This window comes from Burkholderia sp. COPS (genome assembly GCF_019425585.1).
Taxonomy (GTDB): domain Bacteria; phylum Pseudomonadota; class Gammaproteobacteria; order Burkholderiales; family Burkholderiaceae; genus Burkholderia; species Burkholderia cepacia.
Window position 1 is genome coordinate 269,128 of sequence record NZ_WIXR01000019.1, and the last position, 16,617, is coordinate 285,744.

General features: G+C 65.1%; 4 protein-coding genes. 2 read left to right on the forward strand and 2 right to left on the reverse strand.

What is annotated here, in order from left to right; genetic code table 11:
- Positions 1-2: 2 nt before the first annotated feature.
- The gene (gene gspF / locus FOZ70_RS19660; RefSeq protein ID WP_021161924.1) at positions 3-1,220 is read right to left on the reverse strand and encodes a type II secretion system inner membrane protein GspF; all 1,218 of its coding nucleotides are present in this window, start codon (positions 1,218-1,220) and stop codon (positions 3-5) included.
- A gap of 188 nt (positions 1,221-1,408) precedes the next feature.
- Here gspF and FOZ70_RS19665 point away from each other — a divergent pair, with 188 nt between their 5' ends.
- Positions 1,409-1,705 (forward strand): hypothetical protein, encoded by a 297-nt coding sequence (locus tag FOZ70_RS19665; RefSeq protein ID WP_219706537.1) that lies wholly within the window; start codon positions 1,409-1,411, stop codon positions 1,703-1,705.
- A 154-nt stretch (positions 1,706-1,859) separates the two neighbouring features.
- A complete protein-coding gene (locus FOZ70_RS19670; protein ID WP_219706538.1) occupies positions 1,860-3,197 on the forward strand; it encodes a substrate-binding domain-containing protein in 1,338 nt (445 codons plus the stop codon).
- 531 nt (positions 3,198-3,728) lie between these two features.
- Here FOZ70_RS19670 and FOZ70_RS19675 read toward each other — a convergent pair.
- Positions 3,729-16,466: a filamentous haemagglutinin family protein gene (locus FOZ70_RS19675; protein WP_258025671.1), complete on the reverse strand. Its 12,738-nt coding sequence runs from the start codon at positions 16,464-16,466 to the stop codon at positions 3,729-3,731.
- Between the last annotated feature and the right edge of the window lie 151 nt (positions 16,467-16,617).

Below are 16,617 nucleotides of genomic sequence, written 5' to 3' on the forward strand. Positions count from 1 at the left end.
CATCACTGCACCATGTTGTTCAGCTCGATGATCGGCATCATCACCGCGAGCACGATCACGAGCACCACACCGCCCATCGCGAGAATCAGCAGCGGTTCGAGCAGGCTCGTCAGGAACATCGTGCGGCGCTCCAGCTCGCGCGATTCGCCTTCCGATGCGCGGTCGAGCATCGTCGTCACGTCGCCGGTCGCCTCGCCCGAGCGGATCAGGTGCACCAACACCGGCGGGAACGTCTTCGTGTGAGCGAGCGCACGCGACAGCGCCGAGCCTTCGCGCACGCGCACGATCGCATCGTCGACGTTCGCGCTCATCGCGCGGTTCGACAGCGTTTCGCCGGCCGCCTGCAACGCGCGCAGGATCGGGACGCCCGCCGCGGTGAGGATGCCGAGCGTGCTCGCGAAACGTACCGTGTTGTAGCCGCGCACGAGCTTGCCGGCGAGCGGCGCGGTGAGCAGCCAGTGATCGAACTTCAGTCGCGGCCCTTCCTGCGACAACACCTTGCGGATCGCGAACACAACCGCAACCATTCCCGCGAGCGACGCCCACCACCAGTGCCGCACGAAATCGGACAGCGCCATCATCACGACCGTCAGCGTCGGCAACTGCTGTTTCGTGCTGGTGAACACGTTCGCCACCTGCGGCACCACGTAGCTCAGCAGGAACGTGACGATGCCGAACGCGATCAGCGTGACGATGCCTGGGTACGTGAATGCCAGCAGGATCTTCTGCTTCAGCGCATTGCTCTGTTCGATGTAGTCGGCCAGACGCGACAGCACAATACCGAGCTTGCCCGTGTGCTCGCCGGCCGCGACGAGCGCGCGGTAGATGTCGGGGAAATCGCGCGGATGCTGGCCGAGCGCGTTCGCGAACGAATGGCCGCCGACGACTTCCGCGCGGATCGACGCCATCAGCTCACGCAGGTATTCGCGCTCGGCCTGCTCGCTCAGCACCGACAGCGATTCGTCGAGCGGCAGCCCAGCGACCAGCAGGCTCGCGAGCTGGCGCGTGAGGATCGCCTGCTCGCGCTGCGACAGCTTGCGGCCGAGCGACAGGCGCTGATGACGTTCGCCGTGCAGGCGCTGCGCGGCGAGTTCGACGACGAGCGGCGTGAGCCCCTGCGTGCGCAGATGGCTGCGCCCGGCGCGCGCGCTGTCGGCTTCGAGCACGCCTTTCAGCGTGCGGCCGGTGGGATCGATCGCTTCGTAGCGGAATGCCGACATGTCACTGCCCTCGGGTCACGTGTGCGACTTTCCCGGCGACGTCGTGCAACGAGTCGGACGGAGTCGTCGGAGAAGACTAAGGAGTGAACCGGCGCAGATTTGTGACGGATGTTGGGCTACCTTTTTGAGGTTTGGCGGGCTTTATTACTTCCGGCCTTTGTTCTTATATTGGATAAACGATTTCATTCTTGGAAGCGACATCAATTATTCAATCATTAATCATCCAGCAATCACGATCCAATGATTTCCCAATGATTCAATTAAATGAATTTCAGGAATATCGCAACCGGATGATCGATTCACCTCTGGAAGAAATGTTCCGTAGCATCTGCCACGAAACCGACTTGATGTTGAGATACCGCCGCTGTGCGCACAAGCACGCCAGCGGAACGACATCGCGCCGCATCGGGCCGCCGGCTTCCCAACATCTGGGAATCGCTCGCCACGCGAATCGATCACGATTTTTCGCCAGCCAATCCGGATAACGCATTGGCAATATCGAGAAAAATGTTCCGTACCATTCGTTATTAAAAATTCACACGCGTCATACGGAATTCCCCCTACATTTACCCGGCGGTCCACAAGTATTCAAACCGCAGTAGCAGGGGTTCCGTTTATCTTCGTCCAAGGAAATTTCTCATGAAATCCAGCAAGCGCAAGATCTGTCAAGTCCTCGCTCTCGTCGTTTCGGGCATGGGCGCATCGCTCGCGATGGCCGCAGGCCCTGTGATTCAAGGTGGCGGTTCGTCGCTCGTCGCGCCGACGATCGGCTCGGTCAGCAACCCCGCCAGCGAAATCGGCCTGTTCGGCACGTCCGAAGGCACGTTCACGTACTACTCGGTCGGCTCGGGCGCCGGCCAGAACGCGTTCCTGAACAACCAGCCGACGTTCTTCGGCTCGGGTGTCACCGGCACGGTTCACTTCGCCAACAGCGATGCCGCACTGACCACCGCTCAGGTCACCGCGTACAACAACACGGGCCTCGGCACCACGAACGGCCCGCTGATCCAGATCCCGTACATCGTGACGGCCATCACGGTGCCGGTCGTCAACGCGCCGGCCGTGACGAGCTCGACGACGCCGCAAACGACGCCGGGTCAGGCGCACAGCATCGCGCTGAACGACGACGACCTGTGCGGCATCTTCTCGGGCAAGATTACCGACTGGAACAAAGTGATCAACCCGGAAACGGGCGCTGTCTACACGACGACCAGCAAGCCGATCAAGGTCGTCTACCGTTCGGACGGCAGCGGTACGACCGAACTGCTGACCCGCCACCTGGCTGCCGTCTGCACGACCGCTAACACGGCCTCGGGCGTCAAGTTCATCGATTCGCTGACGTTCGCGAACACGTCGGCGTTCCCGTCGGGTGTGCCGGCGAACTTCGTCGCGGCCTCGGGCAGCGGCGGCGTTCGCGGTTCGCTCGCGTCGCTGTCGTCGGCCGGTACGGCCGCCGTTGCCTACCTGAGCCCGGACTACACGAACACGTTCCTTGCTTCGCAAAGCTCGGTCGTGACGTCGTCGGGCGCGCTGCAACTCCCGATCGCCAGCCTGTACAACACGAAGGACACGAAGTACTACGCACCGACGTACGCGAACGCGACGAAGGCGATCGGTACGATTACCGCCCCGTCGGGCACCGCTGCCGGCGATCCGACCCAGTGGGTTCCGGTTTCCGGTTCGGCGTATGCCGCCCTGGCCAACCCCGCTTCCGGTTATCCGGTCTCGGGCACGAGCCAGATCATCCTGAGCCAGTGCTACTCCAACGCCGCAGCGGGTACGGCTGTTCATGACTTCCTGAACAACCACTACACGAACGCCAGCTACGCGTCGGTCGTCCATGGCAACGGTTTCGACACCGTTCCGTCGGGATTCCAGACCGCGATTTCGTCGAACTTCCTGAGCAACTCCAGCGGCAACGGCCTCGATATCAACGATTCGGGTGTGTGCGGCGCGGGCGGCTTCACCGGCCGGTAACACGCAGGATCGCTTCTGAATCAACGTCCTGATGAACCGCCTCGAGTGATCGAGGCGGTTTTTTTATGCCGAAGCTGGCTTACGTCATGTCTCGATGCATGCGACTCCAGCCGCACTCACCCGAATACGACAAGGGCGCACGGGACGATTGTTTCTGCGTCCGGTGGTGATATGACCGATTCCACCAAGCGGGCTTCGTTTTCCGGCTCTGATGCCTGTCACTGGCCAACCCGCATCCGGTTATCCGGTCTCGGGCACGGACCGGATTCTCTTGAATCGGCGAACCTCCTGAGCGACACGAACGCATTTTTTCTCGGCACCGACAATTCACGCGTCTGCGGCCTTGGAGGCGACGAGGGACATTGACCGGAACCAGAATCGAGACTAACGCAACAACGCACGGCAGCCGCCTCGATAATCAAGGCGGCTGATGTATCAACCGGTTAGCTTGGCCAAATCAAGCCGGGCATCCCACTTCCGGTTGGCGAAAACACAGCTTTCGTCTCGGCTATGTGGCCGCTTACACGCCAATCAGAGCCGGTTGAGTTTCGCCAACTCCTCCTTGCTCAGCAACGCTTTCTGCGTCGCCCCCGCCGCCGCCCCAAATCCCAGCAGCGAAACCGAATTCGACGAATCGTAGCCAACCTGCTCCGACCTGCGCCGCTTCGATCCTCCATCCGCGCCGTTATCACCGAAGCCCTCGACCTGCACGCTGATCGTCCAGCGACGCGGCGCGACGCCCGATGCGTTGTTCTTCGCGATGTCCTGCGCGACCTGGCTCGCCGCCGACGCCGCCGAACTCGCCGCCGTCAGTGCGCCCGTGTTCACCGCCTGCACGAGCGGAATCCCGGTCGCCTTGCCCGTCACCTGGATGTTGTCGGCATTCACAACACGCAAAGCGGCAACGTTCAGGTTGCCCGCGCGAATGCCGGCGTCGCCCGCATCGACGGTCCCGCGCGGCGCGATCAGGTTGACCGTGCCTTTCGGCGCACCCGGGATGCTCTGCAGCGTCGCGATACCCGCCCCCGTCACCTGACCGCGCGAATCGACCGTGCAGTAATGGTTCGCATCGCAGACATACTGCGGCGCCGGCGTGTCGGCCGACGTTTTCGCACCCTTACCCGCGTTGATGTCCCCGTTCGAACTCCAGATCGTCATGTCGCCGCCCTGCTCGGTGAAAATCCGGCTCTGCGCGAGCAGCACGCTCTGATCCGTGAAGATGTCGACGTTCCCCTTCTCGAGCGTCAGGATCCCCATCGTGCCGGGGCCGGCCACGACGTTTCCGGTGCTGTCGACGATCTGCGGCGGCGCCGTCGTGCTGCCGACGAGCGCCTGCCCGCCGGGACCGAGGATCGTCACGTCACCGCCTTGCTGCGTCTGGATCGTCGTGCTGCGAATGTCGAGATCGCCGGTAGCGACCTGCTTGTTCGCACCATTCGAGCCACCGCCCAGATTGTTCGCGGTATAGCCGAACGAAGCCGGAAACAGCGTGTTGATCGCCTGATAGCCTCTTGCGTACTGACCGCTGTATCGGCTCGCAGGATCGTTGAAGTCGGCACCGACTTGCGCGAGCACGCCGAACAGCACCTTCTCCGCGAAGAGTTGCTGAACGTACGACGGCAACGCCTGGAATTGCTTCCACGCTTCGTCGGCCGTCAGCCGGCCAACCTTCGCCAGCGCCGCATCCTTGTCGGCCTGCAGGCCCGTGTCGACGCCAATTCCCGCGTCGTACTGCTCCATGAATGCAATCAGTGCGGGCGTTGCGCTCGGTACGCCGGCAACCGAACTGCCCGGCGCGACGTAGGTCGAGACGAAGCCGGGAAGATCGATGCCTGGGCCTACGCCGAACAGCACATTGATGCTCGCACTCTCGTGCGGCAGATTCGGGTTGTTCGCGTTTCCGACTGCATCGATGCCGGTGAAAAGGTGCACGAGTCCGCCCACGTTGACCTTCCGGTTATACAACTCGGCTTGACTCGTCAGCGGGCCGATATTACGTCCAGCCTGAACATCGAACCATCCCGGTCCGCCAAGCGACAGTACCGGCACCGCACCGGTGGTCGTCGAAATCGGCGTATCGTAAATGTCCCGCCCCGCCACGACGCGCGTCACATCGGAGCTGCGCAGATTCTGCCCCCAGAACGCCAGATTGACGATGTCCTGCCCGGCCTGCAAAAGCGCGGGTTTGTCGACCGAAAACGTGACGAGATTCTGGTAAAAGCCGTCGCCGGTAACTGATGTATTTATCCCGCCATTGACGATGCTTCCGTTCAAGCTGTAAACGCGCACAGGCTGCAAATCTGCACCGTGAAGCGGATTCAGCGCATGAGCTGCAAGCGTCGTATTCGTCAACGCCGGGATATTCGGTGTCAAGCTCGGATTCGTCGGCGACGGCATCTGCGATGGATCGGCGTCCGATAGACCGAACGTTTTCGGCAATGCTGCGTCGATCCGCGTGGCCGATACATTGGACAGGTACACCGATTGACCCGCGATCAAGTTCAACTGACCGACTGCCGAAGGATAGAGAACGCCTCCGGATTGGATGTCGATTGCACCGTCGAATGCGGTCATGCCGAGGCTCGCAGGCAACACGCCATTTGCACCGGTCAACGCTCCTCCGAGCGCGCCGAGTTGAACGTCGCCGGTCGTGGACAGCACATTGACCGCCGAAGTCGGGGAATAGACCTGATTGTCGGGATACTGGCCATAGCTCGAAAGATTGATGACACCGGTCGGCTGTCCACCGCTCTGAAAAAAGCTGCTTGAATAAGACGGATTCAATACCGCGCCAATCCCCACACCCTGACGTGCGGTAACGTCGAATATGCCGTCCTGAGTCGCAAGCACCGTCGACACGTCGATCGGACCAGCGCCGAGCACACGAGGTGCGACGGAAATATCGGACCCGATGCGACCGCCAGCCGATATCGTGCCGGCTCCCTTCGCAACGAAATAGTCACCGCTCAGAATGTCTCCACCTGCGCGTACGGTCAGATTTCCTCCACCGACGGTGACAGGCTTGCCGCTGCCGTTCAGGTACCACGTGGTCGGCAGCGATACGGCGAGATCCGAGATATTGCCACCGGCGCTGATCGATACATTACCGCCGACACTCATTACGCCTTGGTCGAATGCGCCGAAGTCGATCGAGGTTCGGGTCAGCGGCGCGACAACAACTTGACCGTCGGTTGTTTTCCCCGCGGTAATCTGCATCCACTGCCACCAGTATTGGCCAATGTCGTTACCCGTGCTCCCTGTCACGGCTCCTTTCGTATCGATCACGCTTTGCATGCCATCGATATCACCCTGCGCGTGAATCGTGATATCACCGGCCGAATCGGGATTCACGGCAGGTGTAACCAGGACGTCTTGCAGGCCGCCACTCGGGGCATGGGCAATCGCAACGGCAGTACCCACCGATGGCGCCCCTGCAGCAGGCGCACCGGCCGTGTAGATCACGCCAGGAACGATCAAGGTTGACGAATCGGCTGTCTTGTTCGTATCGAACAGCGACACTCCGTTGCCGGCCGCCACATCGATTGATCCCGTGCCGGTGCGGATCGTTACGGGCTCGACGAGTGTCAGACCGTTGCTGTCGACGTAGCCGGTATGCCCGCTCAGCATCACATTGCCGGTACCGGCTGAGGTCGCCCCTGCATTCGTGAGCGTCGAAACCGGTTGCAATGCGAGCGGATTCGCACTCTGCACATCGGCACCCGACACGATCCGGTATGACGAGCTACCACCGCCAAGCAAGGTCGCGAAAGCTACCGGCATCGGGTTGTTTGGCGTCGGCACGTTGGCTACCGCGTTACCGGGCAATGCACCGATGTTGACGATGCCTGTGTCTGGCACCGATGCGGGTGCGATCGGTGCATAGAACATGTTGTAGGAGTTTCTAGGTGCGAAAAGACTAGGCCATCGACTATTGAAGTAGTCCGAGTACGCCAGCATGTAGTTTGAATAGTCTGCCAAGTACGCCGCTTGGGCAGAATTGCCCGAATTGGGTTGTAACCCGACCGGAGGCGTAGGCGCAGCGGGCGTCCCGAATCGGATTACCGACGCGCGAGCGTACCCATACAGATACGATGTCGAGCTCTTGGCGCCTGTCAGGTCCGGCCCCCAATAGGCAGTCAGATAATCCGAGTATGTGGCGAAATCAGCCAGCACCGGCGCCGGCGTCGTCGACGGCCTGACCGGCAGGATGTGCCCAATGTAATTCGATGCCGTGTCCGGCGACGTCCATGCCTCGATATCCTGTTGCCAAGCTCCGGTATATGACAAATACGCAGAGTAATAGCCGGCCGTCTGACCCATTAGCGGTGAGGCGAGCGTCGCATTCGGATCGAGTGCCGTCAGGTTCGCCGTGGCTCCATCGTTAAAAGACACCGTCACCTGCGTCGGATCATCGATCGACACAAGCTGATCGAACTTCTGCTTCGCGTCCGTGTAGGTACCGGTTGCCGTAACCGGCCCCACCCCGCCCAGAATCGACGCGACCTGGCTCTGATAAAACCCGTCCGAAATGCTTGCGTACGCATCGAAATCGTTCGCCGCGCGGAACGTCAGCGTCGGCGCGATCGTCGACCGATAGCGGAAATCGGGTGTGATGCTGCCGCTATTGTTCGGTGCGCCCGCGCCGAGGTTCCAGTTCGACAGCACCGAAATATTGCCGCCGTTGACCGCATTGCCGGGATTGTCGAGCTCGATGCCCGGCACGACGCTGAAATTCTGCAGCGATGCACCGGCGAACTGGCCGGCGACGCCATCCGGGCCATGCTGAACGAACGCCATCAACGTGCCCGGCGACGTACCGGAACCGTCGGCGCGATATCCATAGAACGCGACATGATCGGCATTCGCGGCCCCTGCGACGAAATACGCACCTGTCAGCCCGGTAAAGCCGCTGCCGGAAATCCCGTTGCGCAATTGATCCTCGGTGACCGCCGTCGACTCGCCGGTCGCGTTGTTGACGAGCGTTCCGCCGCCTGCGCCGCCAGGCGTATAGCTGTACGTCGCCGGCGTGCTGCCCGGCACCGTGAACGTTCCGGCAAGCAGATGGCCACTGCCGTCGTACCAGCCGGCCGGATCGATGAGGCCGTCGAAATGCTGCGAGCCGGTCGTCGCATCCGCTGCGCTCCACACCGCATACGCCTCGACGGTCGTCTTGCGCGAACCATGCACGCCGCCACCATCGAGCGCGATATTGACCGTGCCGTCGCGCAGCAGCGGTGCACGGAAATTGACCGTGCCGTCGAGCGTGCCGCCCGGCGTACCGCCGGACACGTCGATCGACGCATTCGAGCCGAGCCGGATCAACCCGGACTGCGCGGCGGATACATTCTCGTAGCCGTAAGTCGCGTTGTACGGATCGGCTACGGCCGGATCGAACGTCGCGCTCGTGCCGATCGCGACCTTGCCGCCGCGCTGGCTCGCATCGGTCGCTTTCGCGAGCAGCGAACCTTCGATATCGACGCCGCTCTTGCCGTACAGGCTGATCTGACCGCCCGCCTTGCCCGACGCATCGATCGTCCCCAGCACGTTCACGTTGCCGTTCGCCGCATCCGACGCGTTGCCCGCGCCGCCATCGGCCGTCAGCGACACCGCCCGCGCGGTCAGCGCATTGCCGGCCGACAGCGTCAGGTTGCCCGACCGCGTATGAATGTCGATCGACTGGTTCACGCCGCTCGATGCGAGCGTCTTCGCGAGCGCATCGAGATCGGCCGCGCCGGCCGTATCGAGCGACAGCGAGCCGCCCGCGTAGCCGTTCGTCGCGCCGCCCTTGATCGTGCCGTTCAGGTTCACGACCTGCTTCGGCGCCGACAGCGTCAGGCTGCCAGCCGCGCCGCCCCCCTTCGCGCCCGAGAAGTCGAGCGTCGCACCCGGCTGCACGTCGACCGTCCCCGCATCGGCGCTCAGGATGATCGAACCGGCCGGCGCGTACTGCGTCACGTCGAAGAACTGCTTCGACACGCCCGCCGAACTGACCGTCGAACCGCCGCCGATCGTCAGGTTGCCGGTGGTCGCCTCGAGGCTCACGTTGCCGGCGGGCGCCGCGATCGTCGCACCGTTGTCGGCAAGCGTGCCGCCAACGAATTTCCATGCGCCGCCGACCGGCGTATTCGTCAATGCGGTGCCGGCCGCGCCGCTCAACGTCAGCGCCCCGGTCGTCTTCACGGTCGACGCGGAGCTCGTATCGGCCAGATACACGGGCGCGTTGAGCGTCACCGGCAGCGCCCCGAAATCGAACGTCCCCGTGCCTTGCCCGACGATGCCGCCGGTCGCCGTCAGGTTCGCCGACGAGAATCCGCTCAGCGTCTTCGTGCCCGCGCCGAAGTCGATCTCTTTTGCGTTGACCGTCAGCACGCCGCTGCCCGGCGTGACGGTGCCGTTCGCCGCGCCCGTCTCGTTCGTGAACGCGATCTGCTGTCCGTTCAGCGTCACGCGGCCGCCGTCGCTCGTGAACGTACCCGCGCTCAGGTCGACGCGCTTGCCGAACGTCGCGCTCACGTCGCCGACGAAGCCCATTGCACCGTAGCTGCGCAGCGACACGAGATCGGCGTTGGCGAGTTGCGCCAGGCCCGCCGGATCGATCACGAAACCCGGCAGCGCCGCCGCGGCCGCGCCGCTCGCGTTCGTGAACGTGATCGCCGAACCATCCACAGTGATCGCTTTCGCGGACAGCACCGCGCTCGGATCGACCTTCAGGTTGCCCGAGGAATCGAGCATCAGCGCCTGGCCGCCCGACAGCGTCGCGCCTGCACCGACCGTCAGCAGCCCCGTGCCGGTGCCACCCGTGCGCGTGAGCGGCGCCATCGCGCCATTCGACACGCGCAGCAGTGCGCCGTCGCCGGCGATCGTGATCGGCTGATCCTTCGCCGCCGGGTAGTCGCCCGCCGCCGTGATCGATGCACCCGCGTCCACGCGCAAACCGTTCGCCGCGCTCGGATCCGCGCCGCTCGCGTCGGTTTTAGTCACGAGCAGGATCTCGGGCCCCTTCAGCGACGAATTCCCGTCGTTCGACACCACGACGCTGTTCGCGATCGGCGTGATCGTCACGCCCTTGGTCGTCGCCGCGCGCGTGCCGCCGATCAGCAGGCTGCCGGCATTCAGCGAATCGAGCGCATCGCCGCCGATCTGCAGATAGCCGGGCAATGCGGCGTTGCCGTTGCCGGTGATCTGGATGTCCTGCGACGCGATGTCGACCTCCGCCGGCGCGCCGCCCGGGCCGGCCGCCGCGTTCACCGTCGCGCCGAGCGTCAGCGCCTTCGTCGCGGCGAGCACGAGCTGGCCGCCGTCCACCGGCAGCGGCGGCGTCACGTTGCCCTGCTTCGCGGCCAGTGCCGTGAAGAAGTCGTTCGCACCCTTCAGCGTGTACTGCGAATACTGCTGCCACGTCGCGCCCGACTGCACGTTGAAAAGCGTCGGCGTCGCGCTGCGGCCGCCCGTCACCGCATCGGCGAAATACCCGGCCGTCATGACGGTGCCGTCCGGCAGCACCTGCGACGCGCCCGGCACGACGTTGCCCGTCGTCGCCGACACGGTCACGCGGTACGCGCCCGGCAGCGTCGCATACTTGCCCGGCAGCAGCGTGTAATAGCCGGGCGCGAGTCCCGGCACGCCGGACAGGTACACGGCCTTGCCGATCGCGTCGTTCAACCCGGCCTGGCCGACGCCGAGCGTCACGGTCTTGGTCGTCGGCGTGCCGTTGCTGGCGACATCCGGCTGCACGGTCTGCGCGAACAGCGGATCGTAGGCTGCGACCGGCGATTGCGTGCCCGGCACGATCGCATAGACGTTCCCGCCGCCCGCATTGACCGGCACCGCCGTCGCGCCCTTGCCGCTCGCATAGCTCACGTTGTATTGCGACAGCACGTCGCGCGTGCCGCCCGTGCCGGGCACCCATTCGGCGGCCTGCAGGTCGCCGCCGCCGGACAGGTCGATCGTCGCGCCCTTGTTGAGTGCGACGCTGGTGCCGTTGACCCCGATGTACTTCGCTGGCGGCGCGGTTAGGTCCGACGCCGTCGTGCCAGCGATCGGATTGAATTGCCATTCGACGCCATCGACCGTCGTACCGTAAGGAATGATCGAACCGCCGTTCGAAACCGACGTCACGCTGCCGTTCGCGAAGGTCACCGAATCCGTCGCCACGAGCAGCAGGTTGCCGAACTGACTCTGCGTGGCGCTGTTCGTCGGGTCACCGACGCCGAACACGATCGTGCCGGACGGCGCACGCACGGTGCCGCCCTGCACGATGTTCGTTGCATCGACGAGCAGCGTGCCGCCGGCCGACAGCGGCGTGCCGGACACACCGGTCGTGCCGAACGTGACGGTGGTCGGCGCGGGTTTGCCGGTGGTCGAATCGACCGGGCCGACCGCATCGACGATGAACGTGCTGCCGGTCGCCGGATACAGGCTCGCCGCGTTGAACGTCACGTTGCCTGGCGTGTACAGCACGCCCGGCGACAGCCCCTTGCCCGATGGATTGGAAGCGCTCAGACGGATGTCGCCGCTGCTGGTGAAATTCGCCTGCCCGATATTGTTGAGCTGGAACTGGTTGCGCAGATCGACGAACGACGCATTCACGTTCAGCGTCGCGTCGGAACGCGTGGCGACCGGCGTGAAGGCGGGTGTCCCCGAAGGGGCCATCGGGCCGGCAAATGCGACGTACGGCGCGCTGATCGTCACCGTCGTGCCGAGCGGAACGGCCGGCGGCTGGGCGAGCAGGTCCGCGAGCGCCGAGTTGCCACCCGCCGGCTTCGCAGGGGTCGACAGCAGCGTCGAAAGCTGATCCATCCCGATCGCCGCGATCCGGCCGGTATTCAGCGTGACGGATTCGGGCAGCGTCAGGTTCACGTTGCCGGCAAACGCGATCGGCGGCGCCGCGAACGGGGATGGCGTGCCATCGCCCAGCACGAGATTCGCGATTCCCGAATCGTTCAGGCGATCGACGGCGAACTGGATCACGCCGGTGGGCAATCCGGTCGGCAACCCGGTGGTCGGATCGATCGGCGTCGGAAAATCCTTGCCCGGCGCAAGCCCCGCGGGCAACAGCATCCCGCTTTGCTGCACGACGAGCGCCGTCGCACCGGGCGCACTGCTGTTCGCCCGCGGCAGGATCGTCAGCGTACCGCCGCGCGCCTGCGACGCGCCGGCATGGCCGGCCATTGTCCCGTCCGCAAAGAGGCCGTACGCGGGCGCCAGCGTGATCGAGCCCGCATCGCTCCACACGGGCTGCGACGCATAGGTGCCGTTCGCCTGCAATCGGTCGAAGTTCGCGGATGTGCCCGACACGTCGATCTTCGACCCGGCTTGCGTCACCACATAGCCCGCATCGCTCGACAGCGTCACCGAACCGCCAGGCAGAACCTTGCCGGTATTCGGCACGACGGTCGTTCCACCGATCTTGACCGGCGCGGCAAGCGGATTGGCGAGCGCGACACCGGATACGTCGAGCGTTGCGTCCGACCCGAGCCACGCGGATCGGCTGTTGCTTGGCGTGAAGACATTGAATTGGCCCGGTTGAGGGGCCGTGGTGCCGGTATCGGCGCTCAGTACGATCGACCCGCCCGGCGCGACCACCGAGCCGAGCACGGTCACCTGCTTCGGCGATGCGAGCACGATGCCTGCACCGGCGTCCGCGTGGATCGATGCCCCCGACGACAGCGTCACCGCACCGGTCACGCCCGGATACGACGGCACCGCGCCGTTGTTTGCCGCCGTCAGCCACGACACGACGTTACCGCCGGTCAGCACGAGCCCTGTCGGCTGCCGGTGATACGCATCGAGTTGGCCGACCGTCGTCAGGCCGCCCGCGGACAAGCTCGCGCCCGAACCCGTCTGCTGCAGCGCCAGCGCGTCGGGAAGCAGATTTCTCTGCGTGAGCGCAACCGTCGCGCCCGGCGCGATGGTCGAGTCGTAGTACGCGTTCAGCACGTACTTGCCGAAGCCCTGTTGCGCAAAGAAATTCTCGGGCAGATACACGTCCCACGGCGCCGCTGCCGCCTTGTCTCCACCGATCCGGAAGCCGAGCGCGCCCAGGGTCATCGTCCCGCCCCCCGAGAAACCGTCGCTCAGGATCGTGCCGCCCATCGCAATCGTGCCGGCAGTCGGCTGGATGTCCGGCAGGTTCGCGCCGCCGTCGTTCGTATGACCGAACTGCGCGCCGCCCGCCGGCACCGCATAGGTCTGCAACGCAACGTTGCCGCCGCGCCCGGCCGGCACGCCGTTCTGCATCAGCAACTGGCCGTTCGCGAGCATTTCGCCGCCGCCCGACACATCGAGCACGCTGCCCGGTTGCAGCAGGATCGATCCTGTCGCATCCACGGCGGTGCCGTTCACGAACGTCGCATTCTCCCTCGCCGACAGCGAAATGCTGCCGCCGTTGATGAACTGGCTGTTGCCGGGCGTCGTGCCCGGTGCGGCCTGCACGTCGTTGTTCACCCACTGGCCGGCCGCGCTGAGCGCGCCCTGCGGCCCGACGACCACATTGCCGCCGCTCGTGATCGAAATCGAACCGGACGGCGCGGACAGGCGCCCCGCGACGGTCACGTCGGCGCCGACCGCCGGGCTGTTGAGCGAGATCGAACCGCCCGGTTGCAGGTTCAGTTGTGCGCCCTGCGCCACCACGATGCCCTTGCCCGCGTTCTTGTCCTCGGTCACGTTCAGGTTCGCGAACCCGCCGTTGTTCAGCTTCGCAACGGGTACGACCTGCGTCGTCAGCAGGTTGTTCGGATCGTTGGCCGCCAGCGATTGGAGCGCGGTCTTGTCGAGCGGCGTGTCGATCGAGAAGCCCGGCAACAACGCGCCGAGTTGCGGTGCATTGTCCTGCAGGACCACGGAGCCCGAGGTGCCGTTGATCGTGAGCGTCGTGTTGGCGACAACGTTCCACGTCATCCCGGCCAGCGCATTGCCGGCCAGCTTCGGATCGGCCCCCAGGTTGAACGTGCCGCCGGACGGCAGGCTGTTGCCCTGCATCTGCTTCGCGCCGCCGAACGCCTGCGCGCTGATGTCGCCGTCGAGTACGAGCGCCTGCGATGCAAACAAATCGAGCGTGCCCGCGTTGCCGCCGACGATGTAATCGGACTGGTAAGTGCCGCTCGTCAGCAGCGGGTTGTACCAGGATTTCGTCACGCCCCAGCGCGGATGATTTTCGACGAATTGCCCGGCGATGCCGACATAGTTGTCGTAAGGGCTCGCCTGCCCGATCGGTACGATCGCGCCGTTCGCATCGACGAGCCGCGTCGTGTTGACGATCCCGCCGCTGTAATGCACATACCCGCCGTTCAGGTTCATCGACGAACCCGCCGCGGTCATCACCTCGTTGCCGGACAGCGTGATCGTCCCGCCGTTGGTCAGCAACTGGTCGACGGTACGCGGAATCAGGTTCACATAACCCGACAGGTTCAGGATCGGGCTGCCGACCCATTGCACGCCGTCGCTGCGCGTGCCCGTCAGCGTGCTGTCGACGACCACGCCCTTCAGCCCGAACAGGAAACTGTTGCGCAGCAGCGGCGAATCGGCGAGTTCGTTCTGGCCGATCCGGTCGACCGTCACGAGCGTCTGCGAAATCGGCGCCTGCACGTCCGCCAGCCCCGACACGTCGATCGTCGCGCCGTCGTCCACGTAGATGCGGCCCGGCACCGCGGTCTGGCCCGACACCTGGTTCGTCACGACCGACGGCGCATAGGCCGTCACCGACACGTTCGAGCCCGGCGCCTCGATCAGCGAGCCGCCCTGGAACCAGACGGAGCCGGCCGTCATCGCGATGCCGCCCGGCGTGAAGGTCGTGCCGGGCGTCGACGTCGCGGTCTGGCCGTTGTTGTCGGGCAGCACGGTCGTCACCGATCCCGGCCCGAAGCTCAGCAGACCGGCGCGATTGACGTTGTCGCCGCCGCCGGGGCCGCCCGTGACCGGCGTCGAGCCGGTATAGGGATTGCCCAGCGGATTGTTCGACGCATATTCGTCCGCCGTCGAGATCGTGATCGTGCCCGGCGTGTTCACGCTCGTCGTCACGCCCACCACGCCGTTCTGCGCGACGCGGCTGCCGAGCAGGTTCACGTTGCCTCGCGCAGCCTGCACGATACCGGTGTTCGTCAGCGTGCCGGCCGGCGTGACGTCGATCGACGCGCCGGTGGCCGGGTCGACGGTCACGATCTGCCCGCTCAGCTCCGGCAGCAGCACTTGCGGATTGCCCAACGTTCCGGCTCCGTTCGGCCGCAGGCTCACCCCCACGCCCGCCGCCAGCACGACCTGTCCCGACGTCGCCGCGATGCTGCCCGCGTTCGTCACGTTCGGCGCGGCGACCAGCACGAAACCGCCGTCGCTGGCCGTGCCGTTGGTGTGCGTCGTGATCGACGCGCCCTGCTCGATGGTCACGTCGCCCGGCGGCTGATACGCACCGCTCAGCAGCGCCTGACTACCGAGCCCGAGCACCTCGTTCGGCTTGCCCCCGTCCCCGGCCGTTCCGCTCGAACTCCCCGACTGCGGATAAGCCAGCCCGCCCGTCGTCCCCGCCGGCAGGCTCAGGAACTGCTGGTTGCTCGCGACGATGCCCGCGGGCGTTGGCACGAGCTGGTTCTTCATGTCGAGCAGGTTCAGCGACGAAGCAACCAGCGAATGCACGTTGACCTGCGACCCGGCGCCGAACAGCACCCCGTTCCGGTTGATCACATACACCGCCCCCTGCGCAGTGATGTTCCCGAGAATCTGGCTCGGCCTGCCGCTCGGATCGTTGATCCGGTTCAGCACGGCCCAGTTGTTCGCGCCGTTCGTCTGCGTGCCGCCCGATTGATCGAAATTCAGCGTCGTCTGCCGGCCGACGTTCATCGTCTCCCACGTCAGCACCGCGTTCTGCCCGGTCTGCTTGACGTCGACGTTCACGTGCCCGCTACTGTCGACATTCTGCGTCGGCGCATTCGCGTTGAACCACAGCACGGGATTGTTCGTATCGCTCGACGCGCCGGCCGCCACCTGCAGCCCGCCCGGCGTCAACCCGTTCGGCACGGTCGAAGGCAGCTTCGCCGCCGCAGCCGCCGCATTCTGCTGCGCGGCGATCTGCGCGGCGATCGCATGCGCGGCATACCCGAGGTTGCGGATCGAAGGCTGGCTCGCCTGCAGCGCCTGCTGCGCCGACACGCCCAGATTCGGCATGCCCGGCGCGCCGCCGGCACCGCCCGCGCCGCCGCCCGATGCACGCGCGGCCGCCGCCCCGAGGTTCATGATGCCGGCCGCGTGCACGTGCGCGGACGCGCCCGCCAGCAGCATCAAGGCCACGGCCCGGACCAGCGGCCGCAGTTCCGATTTCAGGACCGGGCGCGAGCCCGTCGCGTCAGGTTGTCGTGCCGTGCGTGCGCGTGCTGCCATTCTTCACCCCGAATCCTATGAAATTGCGCTGGACGACGGTCGCGCGGAAAGC